This window comes from Polaromonas sp. (genome assembly GCF_013817205.1).
GTDB lineage: Bacteria > Pseudomonadota > Gammaproteobacteria > Burkholderiales > Burkholderiaceae_C > Polaromonas.
The window spans coordinates 16,489-38,145 of the sequence record NZ_JACDDD010000015.1 but is presented as its reverse complement, the minus strand read 5'-3'; the positions used below and the strand labels follow the sequence as shown (position 1 = coordinate 38,145).

Annotated in this window: 20 protein-coding genes; 16 read left to right on the top strand and 4 right to left on the bottom strand. The window is 56.1% G+C overall.

Annotated features, from left to right (window positions below; genetic code table 11):
• Positions 1-55: 55 nt before the first annotated feature.
• The 4 genes from H0W47_RS05545 to H0W47_RS05530 all read right to left on the bottom strand — a co-directional run bounded on the left by H0W47_RS05545 (position 56) and on the right by H0W47_RS05530 (position 3,630).
• Positions 56-829 carry a hypothetical protein gene (locus H0W47_RS05545; protein WP_296921686.1) on the bottom strand — a complete coding sequence of 258 codons (774 nt, stop codon included), beginning with the start codon at positions 827-829 and terminating at the stop codon, positions 56-58.
• A 37-nt stretch (positions 830-866) separates the two neighbouring features.
• Entirely contained in the window at positions 867-1,526 is a 660-nt protein-coding gene (locus H0W47_RS05540; RefSeq protein WP_296921684.1) for a TetR/AcrR family transcriptional regulator, read from the bottom strand.
• A gap of 78 nt (positions 1,527-1,604) precedes the next feature.
• The gene (locus H0W47_RS05535; RefSeq protein WP_367265084.1) at positions 1,605-2,819 is read right to left on the bottom strand and encodes a patatin-like phospholipase family protein; all 1,215 of its coding nucleotides are present in this window, start codon (positions 2,817-2,819) and stop codon (positions 1,605-1,607) included.
• A gap of 301 nt (positions 2,820-3,120) precedes the next feature.
• Positions 3,121-3,630: a phasin family protein gene (locus H0W47_RS05530; protein WP_296921682.1), complete on the bottom strand. Its 510-nt coding sequence runs from the start codon at positions 3,628-3,630 to the stop codon at positions 3,121-3,123.
• Positions 3,631-3,814: 184 nt separating this feature from the next.
• Between H0W47_RS05530 and H0W47_RS05525 the strand changes: the two genes are divergently transcribed.
• The 16 genes from H0W47_RS05525 to H0W47_RS05450 all read left to right on the top strand — a co-directional run bounded on the left by H0W47_RS05525 (position 3,815) and on the right by H0W47_RS05450 (position 21,657).
• Positions 3,815-5,812, top strand: coding sequence for an SDR family oxidoreductase (locus H0W47_RS05525; RefSeq protein WP_296921680.1), 1,998 nt, complete (start codon positions 3,815-3,817; stop codon positions 5,810-5,812).
• A 105-nt stretch (positions 5,813-5,917) separates the two neighbouring features.
• A complete protein-coding gene (rfbB, locus tag H0W47_RS05520) occupies positions 5,918-6,982 on the top strand; it encodes a dTDP-glucose 4,6-dehydratase (protein WP_296921678.1) in 1,065 nt (354 codons plus the stop codon).
• Positions 6,983-6,989: 7 nt separating this feature from the next.
• Entirely contained in the window at positions 6,990-7,892 is a 903-nt protein-coding gene (rfbD, locus tag H0W47_RS05515) for a dTDP-4-dehydrorhamnose reductase (RefSeq protein ID WP_296921676.1), read from the top strand.
• Between the two features lie 108 nt (positions 7,893-8,000).
• Positions 8,001-8,546, top strand: a complete 546-nt coding sequence (gene rfbC, locus H0W47_RS05510; protein ID WP_296921674.1) for a dTDP-4-dehydrorhamnose 3,5-epimerase — start codon at positions 8,001-8,003, stop codon at positions 8,544-8,546.
• A 180-nt stretch (positions 8,547-8,726) separates the two neighbouring features.
• Positions 8,727-10,010 (top strand): nucleotide sugar dehydrogenase, encoded by a 1,284-nt coding sequence (locus H0W47_RS05505; protein WP_296921672.1) that lies wholly within the window; start codon positions 8,727-8,729, stop codon positions 10,008-10,010.
• 11 nt (positions 10,011-10,021) lie between these two features.
• Complete coding sequence (locus H0W47_RS05500) at positions 10,022-11,077, top strand: Gfo/Idh/MocA family oxidoreductase (protein WP_296921670.1); 1,056 nt, start codon at positions 10,022-10,024, stop codon at positions 11,075-11,077.
• 28 nt (positions 11,078-11,105) lie between these two features.
• On the top strand, positions 11,106-11,684 hold the full coding sequence (locus H0W47_RS05495; protein WP_296921712.1) for an acyltransferase: 579 nt from the start codon (positions 11,106-11,108) through the stop codon (positions 11,682-11,684).
• A gap of 64 nt (positions 11,685-11,748) precedes the next feature.
• Entirely contained in the window at positions 11,749-12,843 is a 1,095-nt protein-coding gene (locus H0W47_RS05490; protein WP_296921710.1) for a DegT/DnrJ/EryC1/StrS aminotransferase family protein, read from the top strand.
• A complete protein-coding gene (gene wecB / locus H0W47_RS05485; protein ID WP_296921668.1) occupies positions 12,840-13,925 on the top strand; it encodes a non-hydrolyzing UDP-N-acetylglucosamine 2-epimerase in 1,086 nt (361 codons plus the stop codon). Before H0W47_RS05490 ends, wecB begins: the two co-directional genes overlap by 4 nt.
• 48 nt (positions 13,926-13,973) lie before the next feature.
• Entirely contained in the window at positions 13,974-14,909 is a 936-nt protein-coding gene (locus H0W47_RS05480) for an NAD-dependent epimerase/dehydratase family protein (protein ID WP_296921666.1), read from the top strand.
• A 14-nt stretch (positions 14,910-14,923) separates the two neighbouring features.
• The gene (locus H0W47_RS05475) at positions 14,924-15,856 is read left to right on the top strand and encodes an NAD-dependent epimerase/dehydratase family protein (protein ID WP_296921664.1); all 933 of its coding nucleotides are present in this window, start codon (positions 14,924-14,926) and stop codon (positions 15,854-15,856) included.
• A 16-nt stretch (positions 15,857-15,872) separates the two neighbouring features.
• Positions 15,873-16,931, top strand: a complete 1,059-nt coding sequence (locus tag H0W47_RS05470) for an NAD-dependent epimerase/dehydratase family protein (RefSeq protein ID WP_296921662.1) — start codon at positions 15,873-15,875, stop codon at positions 16,929-16,931.
• Between the two features lie 5 nt (positions 16,932-16,936).
• Positions 16,937-17,938, top strand: a complete 1,002-nt coding sequence (locus tag H0W47_RS05465) for an NAD-dependent epimerase/dehydratase family protein (protein WP_296921659.1) — start codon at positions 16,937-16,939, stop codon at positions 17,936-17,938.
• 24 nt (positions 17,939-17,962) lie between these two features.
• Positions 17,963-18,862: a class I SAM-dependent methyltransferase gene (locus H0W47_RS05460; RefSeq protein WP_296921657.1), complete on the top strand. Its 900-nt coding sequence runs from the start codon at positions 17,963-17,965 to the stop codon at positions 18,860-18,862.
• A gap of 18 nt (positions 18,863-18,880) precedes the next feature.
• Positions 18,881-20,767, top strand: a complete 1,887-nt coding sequence (gene asnB / locus H0W47_RS05455) for an asparagine synthase (glutamine-hydrolyzing) (RefSeq protein WP_296921655.1) — start codon at positions 18,881-18,883, stop codon at positions 20,765-20,767.
• Positions 20,768-20,772: 5 nt separating this feature from the next.
• Entirely contained in the window at positions 20,773-21,657 is an 885-nt protein-coding gene (locus H0W47_RS05450) for an NAD(P)-dependent oxidoreductase (protein ID WP_296921708.1), read from the top strand.

Genomic DNA, 21,657 nt, shown 5'->3' with positions numbered 1-21,657 from the left:
GTCCATCAAGCGCTGGCAGCTATGAAAATCATAGTGTCGACGCCTTGCTTTCGAGTCAGTCTTCCAGCTCGGCTTTTGCCATCTCTACATCCAGCCGCTCCATCGCATCAAGTGGCTGGCTGGCGGCTGCGTGTTCGTAGAGCTTGGTGGCCTCCTTCATTTTCTTGTCGCCTTCGAGCATGACCATCCCGTTGGCGTATTCGATCATCGCGATCGCAGACGTCGGGTTGAGCTTGAGCGCTTCCTTGAACAGCGCCAGACCCTGATCTTTTTTGGCGCCGTAGGTCATGCCGCCTATCAGCGAGCCGACCTTGTCGATGACTTCAGCATGGAAGGCCGCCAGCGCGATGTGGGCGTCGGCGTGTTTGGGTGAAAGCTTGATAGCCTGCTCAAGCGCATTCTTGACCTTGGAGCCAAGGCCCTGCGCCAGCGCCTTGGCCACGCTGATGCCCTGGCCGTAGCGGCCCAGTGCGTAGGCCTGCCAGTACCAGGCATTGGCGTTTTTGGGTTCAGCTGCCTGCTGCGCCTCGGCGCGCCCGGCCACTTCCAAGAACAGGTCCAGCTTGGCCTTTTCCTTGGTCTCCAGGTAGTTGGCGTAAATGCTGGTGGCCTTGTTGGCCACAGTGATGCCGGCGCCGCCCGCCTTCAGGCCGGCTTCAGCCGCCTTCTGGAATTCCCCGTTGTGAAACAGCACCCAGGCTTGCAGCACCGCAGCTTCCTTAGGCAGCGGCTCACAATCACCCTGGTGAAGGCGGGCCCAGCTCTTTTTGAGGCTGGTTGCATCGAAGGCATAGTCGCCCGGGTGGGGGAAGGCTGTCCATTTGGCCATGTTGTCTCCTTGAATATTCTTGCTGGGTGAACGTTGATCAGGTCGGCTGGGTGTAGGCGCCGACCAGCGCCTGCAGGTGCATGCGCTGGCCCTGCTCCAGGTAAGGGATCAGCAGATTGAGCACATGGTGGGCGCCGCGCAGCAGCGCGGACTGCGCATTTTCGGGCTCCAGCGCGTTGCGCGGGTCGCGCACGTACTCAAAGCTCAGCCAGTAGGTCAGCACCACGACCATGCTGGTAGCGGTCGCCTCGACCTCGCGCGAATCGATGCTGACGGCATTGGCCCGGCTCATGCTGTCGAGCATGGCCTTGACCGAGCGGGTCTTGTTCTTCAGGATCCACTGGAAGTGCGTTTCCAGCCGCCGGTTCTTGCTGAGCAGGTCGTTGAGGTCCCGGTAGAGAAAGCGGTACTGCCAGATCAGCTCAAACAGCGAGTGCATGAAAAACCAGGCGTCTTCGACATCCCGCACGCTGTCGCTGGCATTGAGCAGCTCGCTCAGCGCCCGCTCGTAGCGGTCGAACAGCGAGTTGATCAGCTCGTCCTTGGCCGGGTAGTGGTAGTAGAGGTTGCCGGGGCTGATGCCCAGCTCGGCTGAAATCAGCGTGGTCGACACATTGGGCTCGCCGAAACGGTTGAACAGATCAAGCGTCACTTCCAGGATGCGTTCAGCAGTTCGGCGCGGCGCTTTTTTCGCCATGATGTCTACCTCGTGTTTTTCCTACTCTACCGCACGGATGCTACGCCGGGAACTAGGGAAGTCGAGCGGACTCGTGGCTCAGGCCGGGTGGCCCGCCGCCGGCCCCAGAGCGTGGCTCACATCTTCCATGATTTCTTCCAGCGTACGGATGGCCCGGCCAAGCCGGGTTGGCGCCGTCGCCTGGCTGACCAGGCGACGGCGGGGGTCTTCGAGTACCGCCAGATCCAGCGACACACCGTGCCGCGCCAGTTTGGCCGAGAGGCTGGTCTTGCGCGAGCGCAGCATCTGACGGGTTGTCTGGTAAGCATGCTCGGCGAGCTGGCGGCGTTGGCCGTAGCTGAAGGTGTTGGCCAGAAACATGTCCGCGTCGCGCGCGTCGGGCTCGATCAGCACGATGTCGGTGTCGGGGTAGGCGTGTTCATAGTGTTTCATGCCCAGTTCCAGGCGCGAGTGGATCATGGAGCGGAAAGTCTGGCTCAGCACTGCGGGCAGGCCGCCATCGACGAGGCGCGGAATGGACTGCCGTTTCCGGGGCAGGCCGCGCCGCATCACGCGTTGCGCCATCGACAGCGCCGGCACCTGGGTTGCGTCAAACGGTACCAGCGGGTTCAGGCACAACATGAGGTCGATGCCGCCATCCATCGCCACGCCGGCGTGCAGGGTTTTCTTAAGCGCGCCGTCCACGTAATAGCTGTTGTCGATTTCCACCGGGGGAAACAGCCCCGGCAAGGCCGAACTGGCCTGCACTGCCCTGGAGATCGGCACATGGTCCCAGCCAGGCTGGCCGAAGGGTGCGGCCTCGCCGCTGTCGAGGTTGGTCGCCACCAGCGTGAGCCGCGTGCCCAACTCGCGGAAGTCGTTGGTGCGGCCGTTTTTGGAGAACAGCGCGGCCAGGCGCCGGTCTACCTCCTCATTCGAGAACATCCCCGTCGGCAAGGCCGGGCTCAGGGCTTCTAGCGCATGAAGCAGCGACTTTCGCCCGAAGGTAGCGCGCCACAGCGCCGAGGCGGCCAGCCCCGGGAGCATGATGCCCCGGCGCAGGAATTCGCCATAGGCCGGCACCAGCAGCCAGGCCGGATCGAAGACTTCCGAGGCCTGATGGTCGTTTTCAATGAATGCGGCGCACAACTCGCGCGGCGTCATGCGGTTGGCGAGCCCGGCTGCGATAAACCCGCCGGCCGAGACACCGACGTAGTGATGCAGCTTGGTCAATGACAGGCCTTGCAATGACTCGTCCAGCGCGCAGAGCGCGCCGATTTCGTAGATTGCGCCCAACGGACCGCCGCCCGCCAAAGCTAACGCGATACGCGGCCGGGCGGCGGGCCGTTTTGTTATTTTTGCCGAGTCGGCTGGCTGCGCAGCAGCTAGATGACCGCCTCCTGCCAGGGCCAGGGCGATGCGTGGCCCACCCGGCTGGACCGCCCTTTTCACTGGGTTGGCTGGGCGGCTTTGTCCTGAACGCTGGGCAGATGTCATGAGTCGAAAGTGTAGACGCGGGCTATACGGGAGTTTGCTGCTTTGCAGCAATGAGTCCATGAACGGACAGGCATAAAAAAAGGACGTCAAGCGCCCTTTTCATCGTGAAAAAAAAGTCTCAAGCAGACTTGCGCGCCGGGGTACGCTTTTTGGCAGCGGGTTTAGCCGCAGCAGATTTGGCAGCGGCTCGGCGTGGCGCTGCCTTCGCGGCCGGCTTGCTGGCCATCTGTTGCACGTTTTTGTTGAGTTCGTCGATGCGGGCGATCAGCGCATCCACATCCTTGGCCGATGGCACGCCCAGCTTGTTCAGCGCTTTGGCCACGCGTTCCTCAAAAATATTCTCAAGCTTGTCCCACTGGTGGCCCGCCTTGGAGCTGATGTCCGTGGCCATGGAGGCCATTTTGTTGGTGGCCGTGGAGATTTTTTCCTCCGCGACAGCCTGGGTCTTGCGCTGGATGGACAGGCCTTCCTTGACCAGGGTTTCAAAGACCTTGCCGCCTTCTTCCTGAGCTTTGGAGAAGGCGCCTAGGCCGGCGAGCCAGATCTGCTGGGCAGATTCCTTGACGGCGCTGGACAGTTGCGGACCGGATTTTTTGTCGGCGCTCATTTTTTGCAGTTTTTTAACCATGGGGACTCCTGACGAGGGTGTGGGGTTGAGGCCGGCTGGTGATGCGGCACATGACCAAAATATAAGCCCAGTTCGACGCCAGGTTTAGGTAGAGGCTCCTAGGCACGGGTTTGTGCTGACCAGTGTGCGACGGGGCTTGCGCAAGAATCAAACCTTTGTCCAGAGTTGTCTAGCGGAGAACATAATGCAGTATTTCGTCACTGGAGCCACAGGTTTTATCGGCAAGCGCCTGGTCAAGAAGCTTCTGCAGCGCAAGGGGGCCGTCGTCCATTTCCTGATCCGCAAGGAAAGTGCGGCCAAGGTGGAAGCGCTGCGCGAGTACTGGGGTGTGAGCGCGGCCAGGGCTGTGCCTGTGCACGGCGACCTGACCACCAAAAAGCTCGGCGTCTCCGCTGACGACATCAAAAAGCTCAAGGGCCAGATCGATCACTTTTATCACCTCGCGGCGGTTTACGACCTGAGCGCGGACGAGGAAAGCCAGATCGCCGTCAATGTGGAAGGCACACGCCATACCGTCGAGTTCGCCAAACTTGTTGACGCCGCGCACTTCCACCACGTGAGTTCAATTGCTGCTGCAGGCCTGTACGAAGGTGTGTTTCGAGAGGACATGTTCGAGGAAGCCGAGAACTACGAGCATCCTTACTTCATGACCAAGCACGAAAGCGAAAAAATCGTTCGCAAGGAATGCAAGGTACCGTGGACGGTGTTTCGGCCGGCGATGGTGGTGGGTGACAGCACGACCGGTGAAATGGACAAGATCGACGGGCCGTACTACTTCTTCAAGCTGATCCAGCGCATGCGCCAGTTGCTGCCGCCGTGGATGCCCGCAGTGGGCCTGGAGGGCGGCCGCATCAACATTGTGCCGGTGGATTTTGTCGTTGATGCGCTGGATGTCATCAGCCACAGGGCCAGCATTTCCAAAAAGTGCTTTCATTTGGTGGATCCGGTGGGCTACCGTGTCGGCGACGTGCTGGACATTTTCAGCCGAGCCGCGCATGCGCCCAAGATGAACCTGTTCGTCAATGCGGCCCTGCTGGGCTTCATTCCGCGTGGTGTCAAGAAGAGCCTGATGGCGCTGGCCCCGGTCCGGCGCGTGCGTAACGCCATCATGGCCGACTTGGGTTTGCCTGAGGACATGCTCACCTTCGTTAATTACCCGACGCGTTTTGACTGCCGGGAGACGCTGGCGGCCCTGAAGGGCTCTGGCGTCGAATGCCCCAATCTGAAAGATTACGCCTGGCGTGTCTGGGATTATTGGGAGCGTCACCTCGATCCTGACCTGCACATCGACCGCTCGCTCAGGGGGACTGTCAATGGGAAGGTGGTCCTGATCACGGGCGGATCTTCGGGCATTGGCCTCGCAGCGGCACACAAATTTGCCGAAGCCGGGGCCACCACCATTATTTGTGGCCGCGATCAGGACAAGCTGGACGAAGCCTGCAAGGAGGCCAAAGCCAAAGGCTACAACTTCATTGCTTACCCGGCTGACATCGCAGATATGGCAGATTGCGACCGTTTTGTACAGACCCTGATCGCCAACCACGGCGGCGTTGATTTCCTGATCAACAACGCGGGCCGGTCCATACGTCGCGCCATTGAGGCCAGCTATGATCGCTTCCACGATTTCGAGCGCACCATGCAGCTCAATTACTTTGGCTGCCTGCGCGTCACCATGGGTTTTTTGCCCGGAATGGTGGCCAAGCGCAAAGGCCACGTGGTCAATATCAGCTCTATCGGCGTGCTGACCAATGCGCCGCGGTTTTCGGCCTATGTTGCTTCCAAATCGGCCTTGGACGCCTGGACCCGTTGCGCGTCCAGCGAGTTCGCCGACCAGGGCATTACCTTCACCACCATCAACATGCCGCTGGTGCGCACGCCGATGATTGCGCCCACCAACCTGTACAACAACGTACCGACCCTGAGCCCGGAAGAAGCGGCGGACCTGGTGGCCCAGGCTTGCATCTTCAAATCGGTGCGTATTGCGACCCGCCTGGGCATTGCCGGACAGGTGCTGCACGCGCTGTTGCCGCGCGTGGCACAAATCGCCATGAACACCAGCTTCCGCATGTTCCCCGATTCATCGGCGGCCAAGGGTGCCAAGCCGGGCGACAAACCTGTCAAACAGGTGCTATCTCCTGAAGCCGTTGCCATGCAGCAGATGATGCGGGGTATTCATTTCTGATTTTTTCGGAGCTGTTCCTGGGGACAATCGCGCAGAGGTAGAGGCCGCCCCAAAGGCATAATGCAGGCGGGCGCCAAGCGGCGACCGTACGAGTAGGGCAGGCCCATGATTTTGGTTACCGGTGGCGCGGGTTTCATCGGCGCGAATTTTGTTCTTGGTTGGCTGGCCGTGCACGATGAGCCGGTTGTGAACCTGGACAAGCTCACTTATGCGGGCAATCTCGAAACGTTGCGGCCCCTGCAGGATGACCTGAGGCATGTATTTGTGCAGGGCGACATCGGTGACGGGGCGCTTGTTGCCGGGCTCTTGGCCCGACACCAGCCGCGCGCGATTGTCAATTTTGCGGCTGAGTCCCATGTGGACCGGGCCACCTCCAGCCCGGAGAACTTCGTCCAGACCAACATAGTGGGAACGTTCCGCCTGTTGGAAGCTGCCAGACAGTATTGGGGAACGCTCGCAACGGAAGCCCGGTCGGGATTCCGTTTTTTGCAGGTGTCTACCGATGAGGTGTACGGCTCGCTTGTGCCCACCGCTGCCGCTTTCAGCGAAACCCATGCCTACCAGCCCAACAATCCCTATTCGGCCAGCAAGGCCGCTGGTGATCATCTGGTGCGTGCCTATCACCACACACACGGGCTGCCCGTGCTGACGACGAACTGCAGTAACAACCACGGGCCCTTTCAGTTTCCCGAAAAACTGATTCCTCTCGTGATCGGCAATGCCCTGGCCGGAAAGCCGCTGCCGGTGTACGGCGACGGACTGCATATCCGGGACTGGCTGTACGTCGGCGACCATTGCCGCGCGATTGAGTGCGTGCTCGAATCGGGCACGCCGGGCGAGAGCTACAACGTCGGGGCCAGCAGTGAAAAAACGAATATCGATGTGGTGGAATCGGTCTGCGCCTTGCTGGATGAGTTGCGGCCCCGCGCACAGGGAAGTTACCGTGAGCAGATCGCTTTTGTCCAAGACAGACCCGGGCATGATCGTCGCTATGCCATTGCTGCCCGCAAGCTCATGATGGAACTCGGCTGGAAGCCGGCTGAAACCTTCGAAACCGGCCTTCGCAAAACGGTGCAGTGGTATCTGGATCACCCTGACTGGGTCAATTACGTGCAAAGCGGCGCCTACAAGGAGTGGGTCCAGCTGCAGTACCGGGAGACCGCAGCTTGAGGCGCGCGTGAAAATCCTGCTGTTCGGCAAAAATGGGCAGGTTGGCTGGGAGCTTCAGCGCAGCCTCGCGCCGCTGGGCGAAGTGCTTGCGCCCGACCGCCGTGGCGGTGATTGGTGCGGTGACCTGTTTGACCTGGACGGTTTGAGGGATACAGTCATGCAACTGCGGCCTGATGTGATTGTTAATGCAGCGGCCTACACCGCTGTTGATCAAGCTGAAAACGATGCAGCCGTAGCGCACGCGGTGAATGCGCAGGCTCCGGGGGTGCTTGCCGAGGCTGCTGCGGTCCTGGGCGCATGGCTGGTTCACTACTCGAGCGACTATGTGTTTGATGGCAGTGGCAGCCGGCCGTGGGTCGAGGACGACATGACTGGCCCACTCAACGTTTACGGCAGGACCAAGCTGGAAGGAGAGAATCGCATCAAGTTGGCGTGCCCTAAGCACTTGATTTTGCGCACCGGCTGGGTGCATTCTGCCCGGCGGGGAAACTTTGCAAAAACCATGTTGTGTCTGGCCCGGGAGCGCGAAGTGCTGACGGTGGTTGACGACCAGTTCGGGGCTCCCACCGGCGCGGACCTGCTTGCCGATGTCACTGCGCACATGCTGCTCCGCACCCGGGATCCGGGGGGCGCGACATTTGCCGGCACTTACCACGCGGCTGCTGCCGGCGAGACCTCGTGGCATGGTTATGCCAGTTTCGTTCTTGAGCGAGCTAGCGCTGCAGGCATGGCGCTTCAGGCCTCATCGGCCACGGTGAAGCCGGTACCGACTGCCGCTTTCCCGGCGCTGGCCGAGCGCCCCCACAACTCGCGCTTGAGTACTGCCAAACTTCAAAACGCATTCGGCTTGCGCTTTCCTGACTGGCAGAGCGGTGTTGCCCGCATGCTGGGCGGAATGGCAGGATGCTGATCCAATACTGGGCCCACCTTGCCGCCGGTTCAGGCAGGCGCGAGCATCGGCTCACCCGCTGTATCTGCAAGTCATGCGGGTGCATTTGATGATGGAGAGGAGGCAACGATGAAGGTTACGCCCACCGCAATTTCCGGGGTACTGGTCGTTGAACCCCAGCTGTTCACAGACTCTCGCGGCTTCTTTTTAGAAAGTTTCAACCAGCGCAAGTTCGATGCGGCCACTGGCACCGGTTTTACCTTTGTTCAGGACAACCACAGCCGCTCGGGGAAAGGTGTTTTGCGCGGTCTTCACTTCCAGGCACTCCAGCCCCAGGGGAAACTGGTGCGGGTCGTTCGTGGCGCGGTGTTTGATGTGGTTGTGGACATCCGGGCGGGCTCTCCAGATTTTGGAAAGTGGGCAGGCTTGGAACTCAGCGAACACGACCATCGCCAGTTGTGGGTGCCGCCGGGCATGGCGCACGGATTTTTGGTACTCAGCGATAGCGCTGACGTTATATACAAGACGACTGACTACTACGCGCCTGAGATAGAGCGATGCATAAGGTGGGACGATCCCGACCTGGCGATCGGATGGCCTGCCGGCATTGTCCCGCTGCTTTCACCCAGGGACCGCGATGCCCCCTCGCTGCGGAGATGCGTTTTGCCAGGCTGAGGGGCGCCAGAAAGGCGCTGGGTGCTAACCCTTAAGGGTGGGGGCCGAGGGCTGGTCCTTCGCCTTACAATATACCCACATCAATCGGGAGCAACTGGGGTCGGGCCATACGCAAATCTGCGCAAAAGCTTGAAGCCGGCGCCCCTCAGACGGTCAGCGGACCAAACCACGCAAAAGAGCATGAACAGAAAAATAGCAATGGTAGGACTGGGCTACGTGGGGCTTCCCGTAGCAGTGGCATTTGGCAAAACGCATTCGGTTGTGGGATTTGACATCAAGCCGGCCCGTATCGCTGAGCTGAGATCCGGGAAGGACAGCACTGGCGAGGTAACTTCTGAGGAGCTAGCTCAGGCGGATATTCGGTATACAGACCAGATCGACGATCTGAAATCATGCGATTTCTTCATCATTGCCGTGCCCACCCCGGTTGACACCGGCAACAAGCCAGACCTGTCGCCCCTGATCGGCGCGTCGCGGTCTGTTGGACAAGCTCTCAAACCCGGCGATATCGTGGTGTACGAATCTACCGTGTATCCCGGGGCGACAGAAGAGGACTGCATCCCTGTGCTAGAAGCCAGCTCCGGCCTCAAGTTTGGTACCGACTTCACTGTGGGCTACAGCCCGGAGCGCATCAATCCCGGTGACAGGGAGCATACGTTCACGAAAATCAAAAAAATCGTGTCAGGGTCTGATGAGCGCACGCTCGAATTGGTGGCCGAAGTTTACAGCTCGGTCGTGACAGCGGGTGTTCATCGCGCCAGTTGTATCAAGGTGGCTGAAGCTGCCAAAGTGATTGAAAACACGCAGCGTGATCTGAACATCGCGCTGATGAACGAGCTTTCGGTGGTCTTCAAGCGAATGGGCATTGACACCCAGGAGGTGCTGGAAGCCGCTGGAAGCAAATGGAATTTTCTTCCGTTCCGCCCGGGTCTCGTTGGGGGCCACTGCATCGGCGTTGACCCCTACTACCTGACCCACAAGGCCGAGAAACTGGGCTACATCCCTCAAGTCATCCTGGCCGGTCGGCGAATCAACGACAACATGGGGCGCTTTGTGGCGCGCAATACCATCAAACAGATGGTTGCCCAAGGCATTGACGTGGCACGCTCGCGTATCGGTGTGCTTGGTATTACCTTCAAGGAAAACTGCCCTGACACGCGCAATTCCAAAGTGGTGGACATCATCCGCGAACTGCAGGACTATGGTGTGGAGGTGATCGTGTGTGACCCGCACGCGGACGCGGAAGAGGTTCACGAGGAATACAAGCTCCGGTTGGGTGAGATCAGTGCTGCGCAGCCCGTGGACGCCCTGATTATTGCGGTGGCACATACCGAATACAAAGCACTGACACCCCTTGAGCTGCGTGGCATGACCCGTGGCGACAAGCCCGTGCTGATTGACGTCAAATGTATTCAGCCCCGCCAAGCGCTTGAATCTGCCGGCTTTTGTGTCTGGCGCCTGTAAAGACCTACTGTATGAAGAGCAACATTACCGACCGGAAGATCCGCTTTGCCCTGGTGGGCTGCGGACGCATTTCCAAAAATCACTTTGACTCCGTTGCTCAGCACGGCGATCGGGCGGAATTGGTGGATATTTGTGACATTGACCCGCTAGCGCTGGATGCCGCAACAAAGGCCACTGGTGCCAAGGCTCACGCTTCCTTGACGGCCATGCTGGCGGCAACCACTGCCGACTGCGTGATCGTGACCACGCCCAGTGGTCTGCATCCGCGGCAGGCGATAGAAATTGCGCAGAGCGGTCGGCATGTGCTGTCTGAAAAACCCATGGCGACCAAGTGGGAAGATGGCGTGCGTATGGTTCGTGTGTGTGAGGAGGCCGGCGTCCACCTTTTTGTGGTCAAGCAAAATCGCCGCAATGCCACGCTCCAATTGCTGAAGCAGGCGGTCGAGAAAAAGCGCTTCGGCCAGATATATATGGTGACGCTCAATGTCTTCTGGCAGCGCCCTCAGGTGGGTTATTACGACCAGGCGAAATGGCGCGGTACCTGGGAGATGGATGGCGGCGCGTTCATGAATCAGGCCAGCCACTATGTTGACCTTTTGGAGTGGGTGGTAGGCCCCATCGAATCGCTGCATGCGTATACAGCCACATTGGCGCGCGACATTGAAGCGGAAGACACGGGTGTTTTGAGCGTGAAATGGCGTAACGGCGCGTTGGGTTCGGTCAATTGCACCATGCTGACCTATCCGAAAAATCTCGAGGGATCCGTCACCATTCTGGGTGAAAAGGGCACGGTCCGTATTGGCGGTGTAGCCGTGAACGAGGTCAAGGAATGGCAGTTTGCCGATGTTGACCCTGACGACGAAAAAATCAAGGAAGCCAGCTATAGCACAACGTCTGTTTACGGCTTCGGGCACCCGCTTTATTACGACAATGTCATCAAGGTGCTGCGCGGTGAAGCCGAACCCGATGTGGATGGACGCGAGGGTCTGAAGACGTTGGAAGTGTTGATGGCGACCTATCGCTCCGCGCGAGATGGCGTGCGTGTTGGTCTTCCCCTTGAGCTTTGAACTCGCTCCTGGACGGTTTGAGGGCAATATGAACTACAGCGCGCATTCCACTGCCATTGTTGACGATGGCGCGAAAATAGGTGCGGGCACCCGTATCTGGCATTGGGTGCACGTTAGTGCGCAGGCTCGCATCGGTGAGCGTTGTTCGCTGGGGCAAAACGTGTATGTTGGTAACGATGTGCACATAGGCAACAACGTCAAGATCCAGAACAACGTTTCTGTCTACGATGCCGTGACACTCGAAGATGATGTTTTTTGCGGCCCAAGCATGGTGTTTACCAATGTCTTTAACCCGCGCTCTGCGGTCACCCGCAAAGACGAATATCGCCGGACCCTGGTAAGACGCGGTGCAACCCTTGGGGCAAATTGCACCATTGTTTGTGGCGTGACGGTGGGTGAGTATGCATTTGTCGGTGCCGGCGCAGTGATCAACAAAGACGTGGGCGCTTTTGCGTTGATGGTTGGTGTGCCAGCCAGGCAGATTGGCTGGATGAGCCGTTTTGGTGAGCGCTTGGCGCTCCCGTTAGAGGGCTCTGCCAGCGCCCGCTGCGACCATACCGGCGAGCAGTACCAGCTCAATGATGGCGTCTGTTGGCTGATCGCGTGACCTATCTGGATTTTATAGGAGCCTTATGAACGCCGTGTTGAATGCAACCACCGCCATGCCGAAGATTGAGTTTATTGACCTGAAGGAGCAATACCGGGCGTTGCAACCTTCCATTGATGCGCGAATGAAAAAAGTCCTTGATCACGGGCAGTACATCATGGGGCCAGAGGTCGCCGAACTCGAACTGAAACTCGCGGCCTACACCGGTAGCAGGCACTGCATCACCTGCTCTTCGGGTACCGAGGCGTTGCTGATGTCGATGATGGCGCTTGGAATAGGCCCTGGTGATGAAGTCATTACCACGCCCTTTACCTTCGCAGCAACTGCAGAAATGATTGTTTTGTTAGGTGCAAAGCCTGTATTCGTTGATATTGAGCTCGATACCTGCAATATCGATGCCAACTTGATTGAAGCGAAAATCACGCCGCGTACGCGGGCCATCATGCCCGTTAGCCTGTATGGGCAAGTGGCTGACATGGATGAAATAAACGCCATTGCTGCGCGCCACGGCAATATTCCCGTCATTGAGGATGCGGCGCAAAGCTTTGGCGCTGATTACAAGGGGCGCAAGAGCTGCAACTTGAGTACCTTCGGTTGCACTAGTTTTTTCCCTAGTAAACCGCTTGGCTGCTATGGTGATGGTGGCGCGATCTTCACCAATGATGATGTGCTGGCGAAGGCGTGTCGCGAAATTCGTGTTCATGGCCAGAGCGAACGGTATGTGCACACACGTGTCGGTCTCGGAGGCCGTATGGACACCCTTCAATGCGCGATAGTGCTGGCCAAGCTGGAGCAATTTGAGTGGGAAGTTGGCAAGCGCGTTGAAATCGGAGCCCTTTATAACGCCACGCTAAAAAAGTTGGGGATAAGCGCAGTTTCCCAAAAAGCCGATAGAAACAGCGTTTTCGCCCAATATACGGTGATGGTTGACGATCGGGATATGGTGCAGGGCAGGCTGAAAGAGGCTGGCATCCCCACCGCAGTGCATTACCCGATCCCGCTCAACTTGCAGCCTGCCTACGCACAATTGTGCTGCCCGGATTGCACACCCAAGGCCTCCCAGGTTGCCAGGAAGGTAATGAGCCTGCCCATGCATCCCTACCTTGACGAATCCACACTGGCGCGAATTACCAGTGCGCTGGCGTCGGCGGTGGCATGAGTATCAAGGTCGTCACTATTGTCGGAGCGCGCCCGCAGTTCATCAAGGCGGCGGCCGTGTCCAGAGTCGTAAGAGATGACTACGCCGGAAAAATCGACGAAGTGATTGTGCATACGGGACAGCACTACGACGCAAACATGTCCAGGGTTTTTTTCGAAGAGCTGGATATTCCTGAGCCTGGATATAACCTTGAGATCTCAGGTGGCCAGCACGGCGCCATGACAGGTCGCATGCTCGAAGCGGTGGAAAAAGTCTTGCTGGCGGAAAAGCCGGACTGGGTATTGATATACGGCGATACCAACTCTACGCTAGCCGGCGCTCTGGCGGCCGCCAAGCTGCACATCCCGGTGGCGCACGTCGAAGCGGGTTTACGCTCCTTCAATATGCGTATGCCCGAGGAAATCAATCGCATTCTCTCGGACCGCATATCAACGCTGTTGTTTTGCCCTACTGAAACCGCAGTTCGCAATCTGCAGGCAGAGGGGATACTCAAGGGAGTTCACAATGCTGGCGACGTAATGTACGACGTCGCTCTGTTCTACCGTGATCGGGCTCGGCAGCAAAGCTCAATATTGGGTGATCTGAAGCTGGAGTCGCACGGCTTTGCGCTGGCTACCTGTCATCGGGCGGAAAACACAGATGACCCACAAAGGCTGGGGCAAATTTTGTCAGCTCTGGCGGAAATTGCAAGCCAGTGTCCGGTGGTTTTTCCTTTGCATCCACGCACCCGAAAGCTGATCGGGGATTATGGGTTATCACGCCTTCTGGGTAAGCTGGTGGTAACAGAGCCACTCAATTTTCTGGATATGGTGGCGCTTGAGCAGGCTGCGCATTTTATCCTTACAGATTCGGGGGGCGTACAGAAGGAGGCCTTTTTCTATGGCGTTCCCTGTCTGACCATGAGAGATGAAACCGAGTGGGTTGAAACGGTTGAGTTGGGTGGAAACCGGCTGGTAGGGGCTTCAAGCTCGGCTATTGTCGATGCCGTGGCTGAAATAATGTCGGGACAACCCGCAGACGCTGCTGCGTCACCGTACGGGACAGGCAAGGCGGCCTTCAAGATTCTGTCTCACCTTGCCTGAGCAAGACCGGCCGCTAGATCAAAATATTGAATTTGTAAAGGAATGGAAATGAAGGTTTTTGTTACGGGCGGTTTGGGGCAAATCGGCTCCCATGTGGTCGAGATGCTGCTGGAGCGCGGTGATCAGGTCGTCGCGATCGACAACCTGGCAACCGGGCGGCGTGAGCATCTGACCGAGCATCCCAATTTGAAAATAGTGATCGACACCATTGCCGACAAAAAGGTTGTGGACGAACTCATCGGAGACTTCAAGCCCGACGCAGTCGTCCATACTGCTGCGTCTTACAAAGATCCTGACGACTGGTACAACGATGCATTGACCAATTGCGTTGGCGGTTCCAACATGGTGGATGCCGCCAAAAAATTCGGAGTGAAGCGCTTCGTCTATTTCCAGACGGCCCTTTGTTATGGCCTTAAACCCCTTCAGCAACCCATTCGACTGGATCATCCGCGCTTGCCCGGCAGCAGCAGTTATTCCATTTCAAAAACCACGAACGAGTACTACATTGAGCTCTCGGGTATCGACTACGTTACCTTCCGCCTCGCCAACGTCGTTGGCCCGCGCAATGTTGCCGGCCCACTACCAATTTTTTACCAGCGGCTCAAAGACGGCAAGCAGTGCTTCGTAACGCAGGCACGCCGGGATTTCGTATTTGTCAAAGACCTAGCCAGGGTGGTTTTGAAAGCCTGCGACGGAGTGGGGCAAGGTGCCTACCATTTTTCGTCCGGCAAGGATGTGGCTATTCAGGAGCTTTACGACGCTGTTGTGAATGCGCTGGATGTGCCAGGCAAGCCCAAGGCCGAAGTCAAGGAGCTTGGCCCAGACGACGTATTTTCTATCCTGCTGGATCCCTCACGCACGTTTGAAGATTTTGGAAACATTGAATTCACCCCCCTGCAAGAAACTGTATCTGCAGCGATGGCCTATTATCAGAAGTACGGCACGTTGGGTGAATACACCCACCTGCGTCAAGAGCGCAAGTAAGAGGGCCCGCCGAGATGCGAATTCTAATAACGGGTGGCGCTGGATGCCTGGGCTCTAATTTGATCGAACATTGGCTCCCACAGGAGCACCAAATTTTGGTCATAGATAACTTTGCCACAGGCAAGCGCGAGGTGGTGCCTGAAGTTGATGGCCTCACTGTCAAGGAAGGCAGTATCGCGGATGAATCCCTGGTGAATGACTGCTTCACCGCCTTCAAGCCGGATGTGGTTGTCCACGCTGCGGCGGCGTATAAAGATCCGGACGACTGGATTGAAGACTCACGCACCAATGTCATCGGCAGTGCTTATGTTGCTCGGGCAGCCAGAGCTGCTGGCGTCAAGCGCCTGATCAATTTCCAGACAGCGCTTTGCTACGGCCGGCCGAAGAGCCTGCCAATCTTTGCTAGCGACCCGACGGCGCCGTTTACAAGTTACGGCATAACCAAAACAGCTGGTGAGCAGTTCATGCTGCTATCGGGCGTGCCAACACTGTCTCTGCGGATTGCTAACGTGACTGGCCCACGCTTGGCCATCGGTCCGATCCCGACTTTTTACAAGCGCTTGAAAGCTGGGCAAAATTGCTTCTGCTCGGACACGTCACGTGACTTCCTTGACATGTCCGACTTCCTGAACTTCATGGATATGGCCATTCGGGCAGATGCACCGACGGGTGTCGCGAATCTTGCTAGCGGAGAGGCTCACTCCATCAAGGAAATATTCGATATCGTCACCGACTACCTGGGACTGGGCGCGAAAGAGGTGCCTGTGGTTCCGCCTGCAGCGGATGATGTGCCGGTCGTGTCACTCGACGCCTCAGAAACACACCGGACGTTTGGCTGGAAAGCGCAGATTGGATTTGCGGAGACGATTCGGCGTCAATTGGCCTGGTACGACAAGCATGGCGTAACAGATGTGTTTTCGCATCTAAAAGCGCCATCGATCAAGTAATCGAGACAGACAACATATGACTACATTGAGTTTTTCGGGTGCACGGGTCCTGGTCGTGGGGGGGGCGGGCTTTGTGGGCAGTAACCTGGTTCACCAAATCCTTGAACAAGCGCCCAAGGAAATCATCGTCGTGGACAACCTGCTGTCCTCCGATGTGGCAAACATACCGGCAGATACGCGCGTACGCTTTGTTTTTGGCTCTATCACCGAGGATAGGATCCTCGCGGCGATTCCCGAAGATCTGGACTACGCCTTTCATCTTGCGTGTTACCACGGCAATCAATCTTCGATTGCCAATCCGCTGGCGGACCATGACAACAACACGCTGACTTCACTCAAACTCTTTGATCGTCTTAAAGAAATTAAGGGACTGAAAAAGCTTGTCTATGCCGCTGCGGCGTGCGCCGTCGCCGAGAAAACGTACGACACCCCAACCGCGACCACCGAAGAGCAGCCAGTAACGCTGTATCACGACAGCCCGTACTCGATCTCAAAAATTATTGGCGAACTTTATGGCAACTATTACTTTCAGCAGCATCAACTGCCATTTGTAAAAGCCAGGTTCTCCAATGTGTACGGCCCGCGAGAAATTCTGGGAGCTGGACAGTGGCGCGGCACGGTACACACCGTCTGGAGAAACGTAACCCCCACCTTCGTGTGGCGTTCGCTCAATGGCGAAGCCCTGCCCTTGGACAATGGCGGAAATGCAAGCCGTGACTTCATATTCGTGGAAGACATGGCGCGCGGCCTGATGGCTTGTGCATTGAAGGGCGCCGTGGGGGAGGTTTATAACCTGGCGACGGGCAGGGAAACCAGCATACTTGAACTAGCCACCATCATCAATGAATTCACCGGCAACAAAACTCCGCTCGATTTGCGTCCTGCGCGTGACTGGGATCGCTCGGGCAAACGCTTCGCATCCACAGAGAAGGCGTCGCGCGAGTTGGATTTCGAAGCCAAGGTTGATATTCGCAATGGATTGCGCCGAACGGTCGACTGGACCAAGGCCAATCTGGAAACCATCAAGAAGTGCATGGCCAAACACGACAAGATGATGTCTCAAGTACAAAGGTAATGAACATGGATCTGCGTGGCAAAAAAATTGTCGTCGTCGGTGGCGCTGGTCTCATCGGTTCACACACGATTGACCACCTCGTCAAAGAAGACGTCAAGGAAATTGTTGTCTATGACAATTTCCTGCGCGGGAGTCGCGAAAACTTGAGCGCCGCCTTGAACGATCCACGGGTGAAGATTTATGACGTAGGTGGGGATATCACGCAGACTGACATTCTTCAGTCTGCGTTTGAGGGCGCAGACGGCGTCTTCCATCTGGCAGCACTTTGGTTGCTGCAGTGTCACGAATACCCTCGAAGTGCTTTTGATGTAAATGTGCGCGGCACCTTTAATGTGATGGAAGCCTGTGTTGCAAAGGGCGTAAAGCGACTTGTGTATTCCTCGTCCGCATCCGTCTATGGCGACGCTGTGCACGAACCGATGGCGGAAGACCATCCTTTCAATAACAAAAACTTTTATGGTGCAACGAAGATCGCCGGCGAAGCCTTTTTGCGTGCCTTCCATCACCGTTATGGCCTGAACTATGTTGGGCTTCGCTATATGAATGTCTATGGCCCGCGCCAGGACTATCATGGTGCCTACATTGCCGTCATTATGAAAATGCTGGATGCCATAGACAAAGGTGAGAGTCCCACGATCATGGGCGATGGCTCCGAGGCCTTTGACTTTGTAGCGGTTGAGGACTGCGGGCTCGCCAATGTTTGCGCCATGAAATCCGCCACGACCGACACCAACTACAACGTTGGCACCGGAAAGCGAACTTCGCTCAAGGAACTGGCCCTGTTGCTGCTGGAGATTACCGGTTGCAGTAAACCCATCAACTACGCGCCCCGTAGCCAGGCCACATTGGTTCGCAATCGCATTGGCAGTCCATTAAAAGCATCCCAAGAGCTTGGTTTTACATCAACGATTGATTTGCGTGAAGGGCTGTCCCGATTGATCGAATGGCGTGCCAGTCACAAAGCCGAGGTTGCCGCTCGCCGCGTTGCGGTGGGGTTACATGAATGAGATTACTGCTCGGAATGGCTGTTTGTGAGCGCCAGTAATTCGATGTTCGATAGCAAACGTTCTTTTTCAATCGAAAATTGTGAACAGGCCATTTCTCGTGCTGACATCCTTAAGAATGCGTCTGCACACATGCAAGCTATTGGTGATTGTTTGCAAGTTGCAGTATCGCCAGATTCGGGTCTGCCAGTATCGTGGATTCCGGAATCCAACATTCTTGTTGATGTTGAAGGGAATAGTTACCCCTTGCGCGGAAAAGATGGGCTTCCACTTTTGATACCAACGCGTTTACAGCGTCACTACACAGATCGGCTTCGCATTGAGGATAAAGATGTCGTAGACGCTTACTTGCAATACTTCTATCTTTCGCAAGTAAAACAAGCAGGTGTGGTCGCCGAAATAAATTCATCAGCTGACGATGTTCATTATCAGCGTCACCTTTTTAGGATGAAGCAGTTTCTTTCCAGTGCGCACGGGTTGGTGTTAGACGTTGGTTGTGATGATCCAGACATAGGTCGAGGACTCTTGCCGGAGGGAGCGAAATATATTGGCTTGGACCCATTTTGTACGAGAGAGTCGCCATTTCGAATAGTTGGATTTGGTGAAAGCTTACCTTTCCGAGATGGATCTTTCGATGCCGTTGTTTTTAATACCAGCCTTGACCATATTCTTGATTGGCGTTGTGCGATTAATGAGGCTTGTAGAGTTCTTGTTCCTGGTGGATACATATACATAAGCACATTGATCTGGACGGATCGTGCTGATCTTGTGACAGATGCAGTCCATTTCCATCATTTCCGAGATTATGAAATATTTGGGGCGTTCAAGGACGTCGGTTTGTTGCCAAGCAATGAGCGGAGGTATGTCTATAAAGGGGCAGAGCATCGGCACGGCCTTTATGTGTCGGCTTGTAAGCCTGAGAAGTGAGCCGAAAGAATAAGCTCGATGTGTGGTATCGCTGGTCAGATTAACCTCAATGGCGATGCCGTTTCCCCGATCATTCTTAAGCGGATGACAGACGCTATTGCCCATCGTGGGCCTGATGGTGAGGGTCAGTGGATTGAAGGAAACATAGGTATAGGACATCGCCGCTTGGCGATTCTTGATTTGTCCCCTGCCGGGCATCAACCCATGGTTAGCGCTGACCAGCGCTATGTTCTCAGCTACAACGGCGAGGTTTATAACTACCGAGAGTTGCGAGGCGATCTGGAGGCGGAAGGAATCCGCTTCCACAGCACAACCGATAGTGAGGTTGTGCTGAACGCGCTGGCATTCTGGGGCCTGGGCGCCCTTTTAAAATTCAACGGCATGTTTGCTCTGGCGTTGTGGGACCGAAAAGAGCGCACACTGCTTCTCGCCCGGGACCGCTACGGTATCAAGCCTCTCTATTACGCACAACAGGGCGGGCGCTTTGTATTTGGGTCGGAACAAAAGGCGATCCTCGCTCAGCCGGATTTCCGGCGAAATCTGAATAAACGGGCGTTGTTGGAGTATTTCACCTTCCAGAACATTTTCACGGACCAAACACTGCTGGAAGATATTCATCTGTTGCCTGCCGGACACCACTTGCTGCTTGCGGCGCACGACGGAAGCATTTCTCGCCGCCAGTACTGGGACTATCGTTTTCGCGAGCCCGACCAACCCGCCAGCAAAGGTGAGTATGTAGAAGAGCTCGATCGCCTGTTTCGCCAAGCTGTAAACAGGCAACTTGTCAGTGACGTGGAGCTTGGTGCCTACTTGTCTGGCGGCATGGATTCAGGTTCTATCACAGCTATTGCCGCGCAGAGTTTTCCCAATCTCAAGACCTTTACCTGCGGCTTTGATCTGAGTTCCGCTTCGGGCATCGAACTCGCCTTTGACGAGCGGGCAAAGGCCGAGGCCATGTCAGCCCGCTTCAAGACCGAGCATTATGAAATGGTACTCAAGGCCGGCGACATGGAGCGTTGCCTTCCAAAGCTGGCATGGCACCTGGAGGAGCCGCGTGTAGGCCAGAGTTATCCTAATTTTTATGCGGCAAAGCTCACCAGAAAATTTGTCAAGGTCGTCCTCTCCGGCAGCGGTGGCGACGAACTTTTTGGTGGATATCCATGGCGCTACTACCGGGCAAGCAACTGCCAAAGTTTTGAGCATTATATTGATCAGTACTACCTCTACTGGCAGCGGCTGGCAAACAATACGGAGCTGAAGGCCATGTTTGCCCCTGTGTGGGGTGAGGTAAGTGACGTCTGGACGCGCGACATTTTTCGTGACGTGTTTGCCACGCATGACAATACGCTGGACCGCCCGGAGGATTACATCAACCATTCTTTGTACTTTGAGGCCAAAACCTTTCTGCATGGCCTATTTGTCGTGGAAGACAAACTTTCCATGGCTCATGGGCTGGAGTCGCGCGTGCCGTTTATGGACAACGATCTGGTTGACTTTGCCATGCAGTGCCCAGTGGGCCTCAAGCTCAACAATCTGGCAGAAGTGTTGCGTATCAATGAAAATGAGTCGGGGAGCAAGCAGGGAAAGTACTTTCAAAAGACCAACGACGGCAAACAGATTCTGCGTGATGTGATGTCGCGTTACATACCCGACGAGATAACAAGGGCGGAAAAGCAAGGTTTTTCTTCTCCTGATGCAAGCTGGTTCAGAGGCGAGAGTATTGAGTTCGTGAAGCGAAGCTTGCTCAAAGAAAATGCGCGGATTTTTGAAGTACTTGATCGCAAATCTGTAGAAGATCTGGTGGGAGAACATTTGAGCGGTCAGAAGAATCGGCGTCTTCTAATCTGGTCTTTGTTGAATGTTGAAAACTGGCTGCGACAAATTGAATGCGACCTCGCTTTGTGAGCAAGATGCGGAAAATATTAATTACCGGATCGTCTGGACATCTCGGTTCGGCAGTCCTTAAAAAGCTCCGAAATCATTACGAGGTTCATGCGATTGTTCGTCTAGAACCACACGCTAAAGCTGAAGGCGTGGTCTATCACGCGATTGATTTATCGCGTGACTGGTCAATTACTAAATTACCCAAGCGTATCGATGCTGTGGTGCATCTTGCGCAATCCAGAAATTATCGGGATTTTCCAGAACGCGCTCTGGAGGTTTTCTGGTTAAATACTGGAACAACCGCACTACTTCTACAGTATGCGCATCAAGCGGGGGCATCGCAATTTATCCTTGCTTCTAGCGGCGGTTTATACCAACCTGCCACTTCAGTTATTGATGAACAGACTCCACTACGCCCGCCCATAGGTAATCTGGCGTATTACTTTAGAAGTAAACGGGCGGCTGAACTGCTTGCAGAGGCATATTCAACCATACTGCACACCACAATCCTTCGCCCATTTTTCATATATGGACCAGATCAAGCGCCAGAAAAACTGATTGCCAGATTGATAGACAGGGTGCGTGAGCGTTTGCCTGTACAGATAGCTGGAAACGGGGGACTCAAGATCAATCCGATTCATGTTGATGATGCTTCGGAAATCATTGGTGCCCTACTAGCGTCATCGGTTGGATCGCAAATACTGAATGTTGCCGGTCCAGACGTTGTTTCAATACGAGAGATTGCGGAAACTGCCGGCAAGCTGCTGGGGATTCAACCAAAGTTCGAACAAGTGGTGGGTCGAGAGGAGATGTTGGTGGCTGATCACGGTGCGGTGCGCGCTTTGTTGAATCGGGAGATGACTTCGTTTCCTATGGGTATGAGATCAATAATCTCTTTACCCAACACTTAA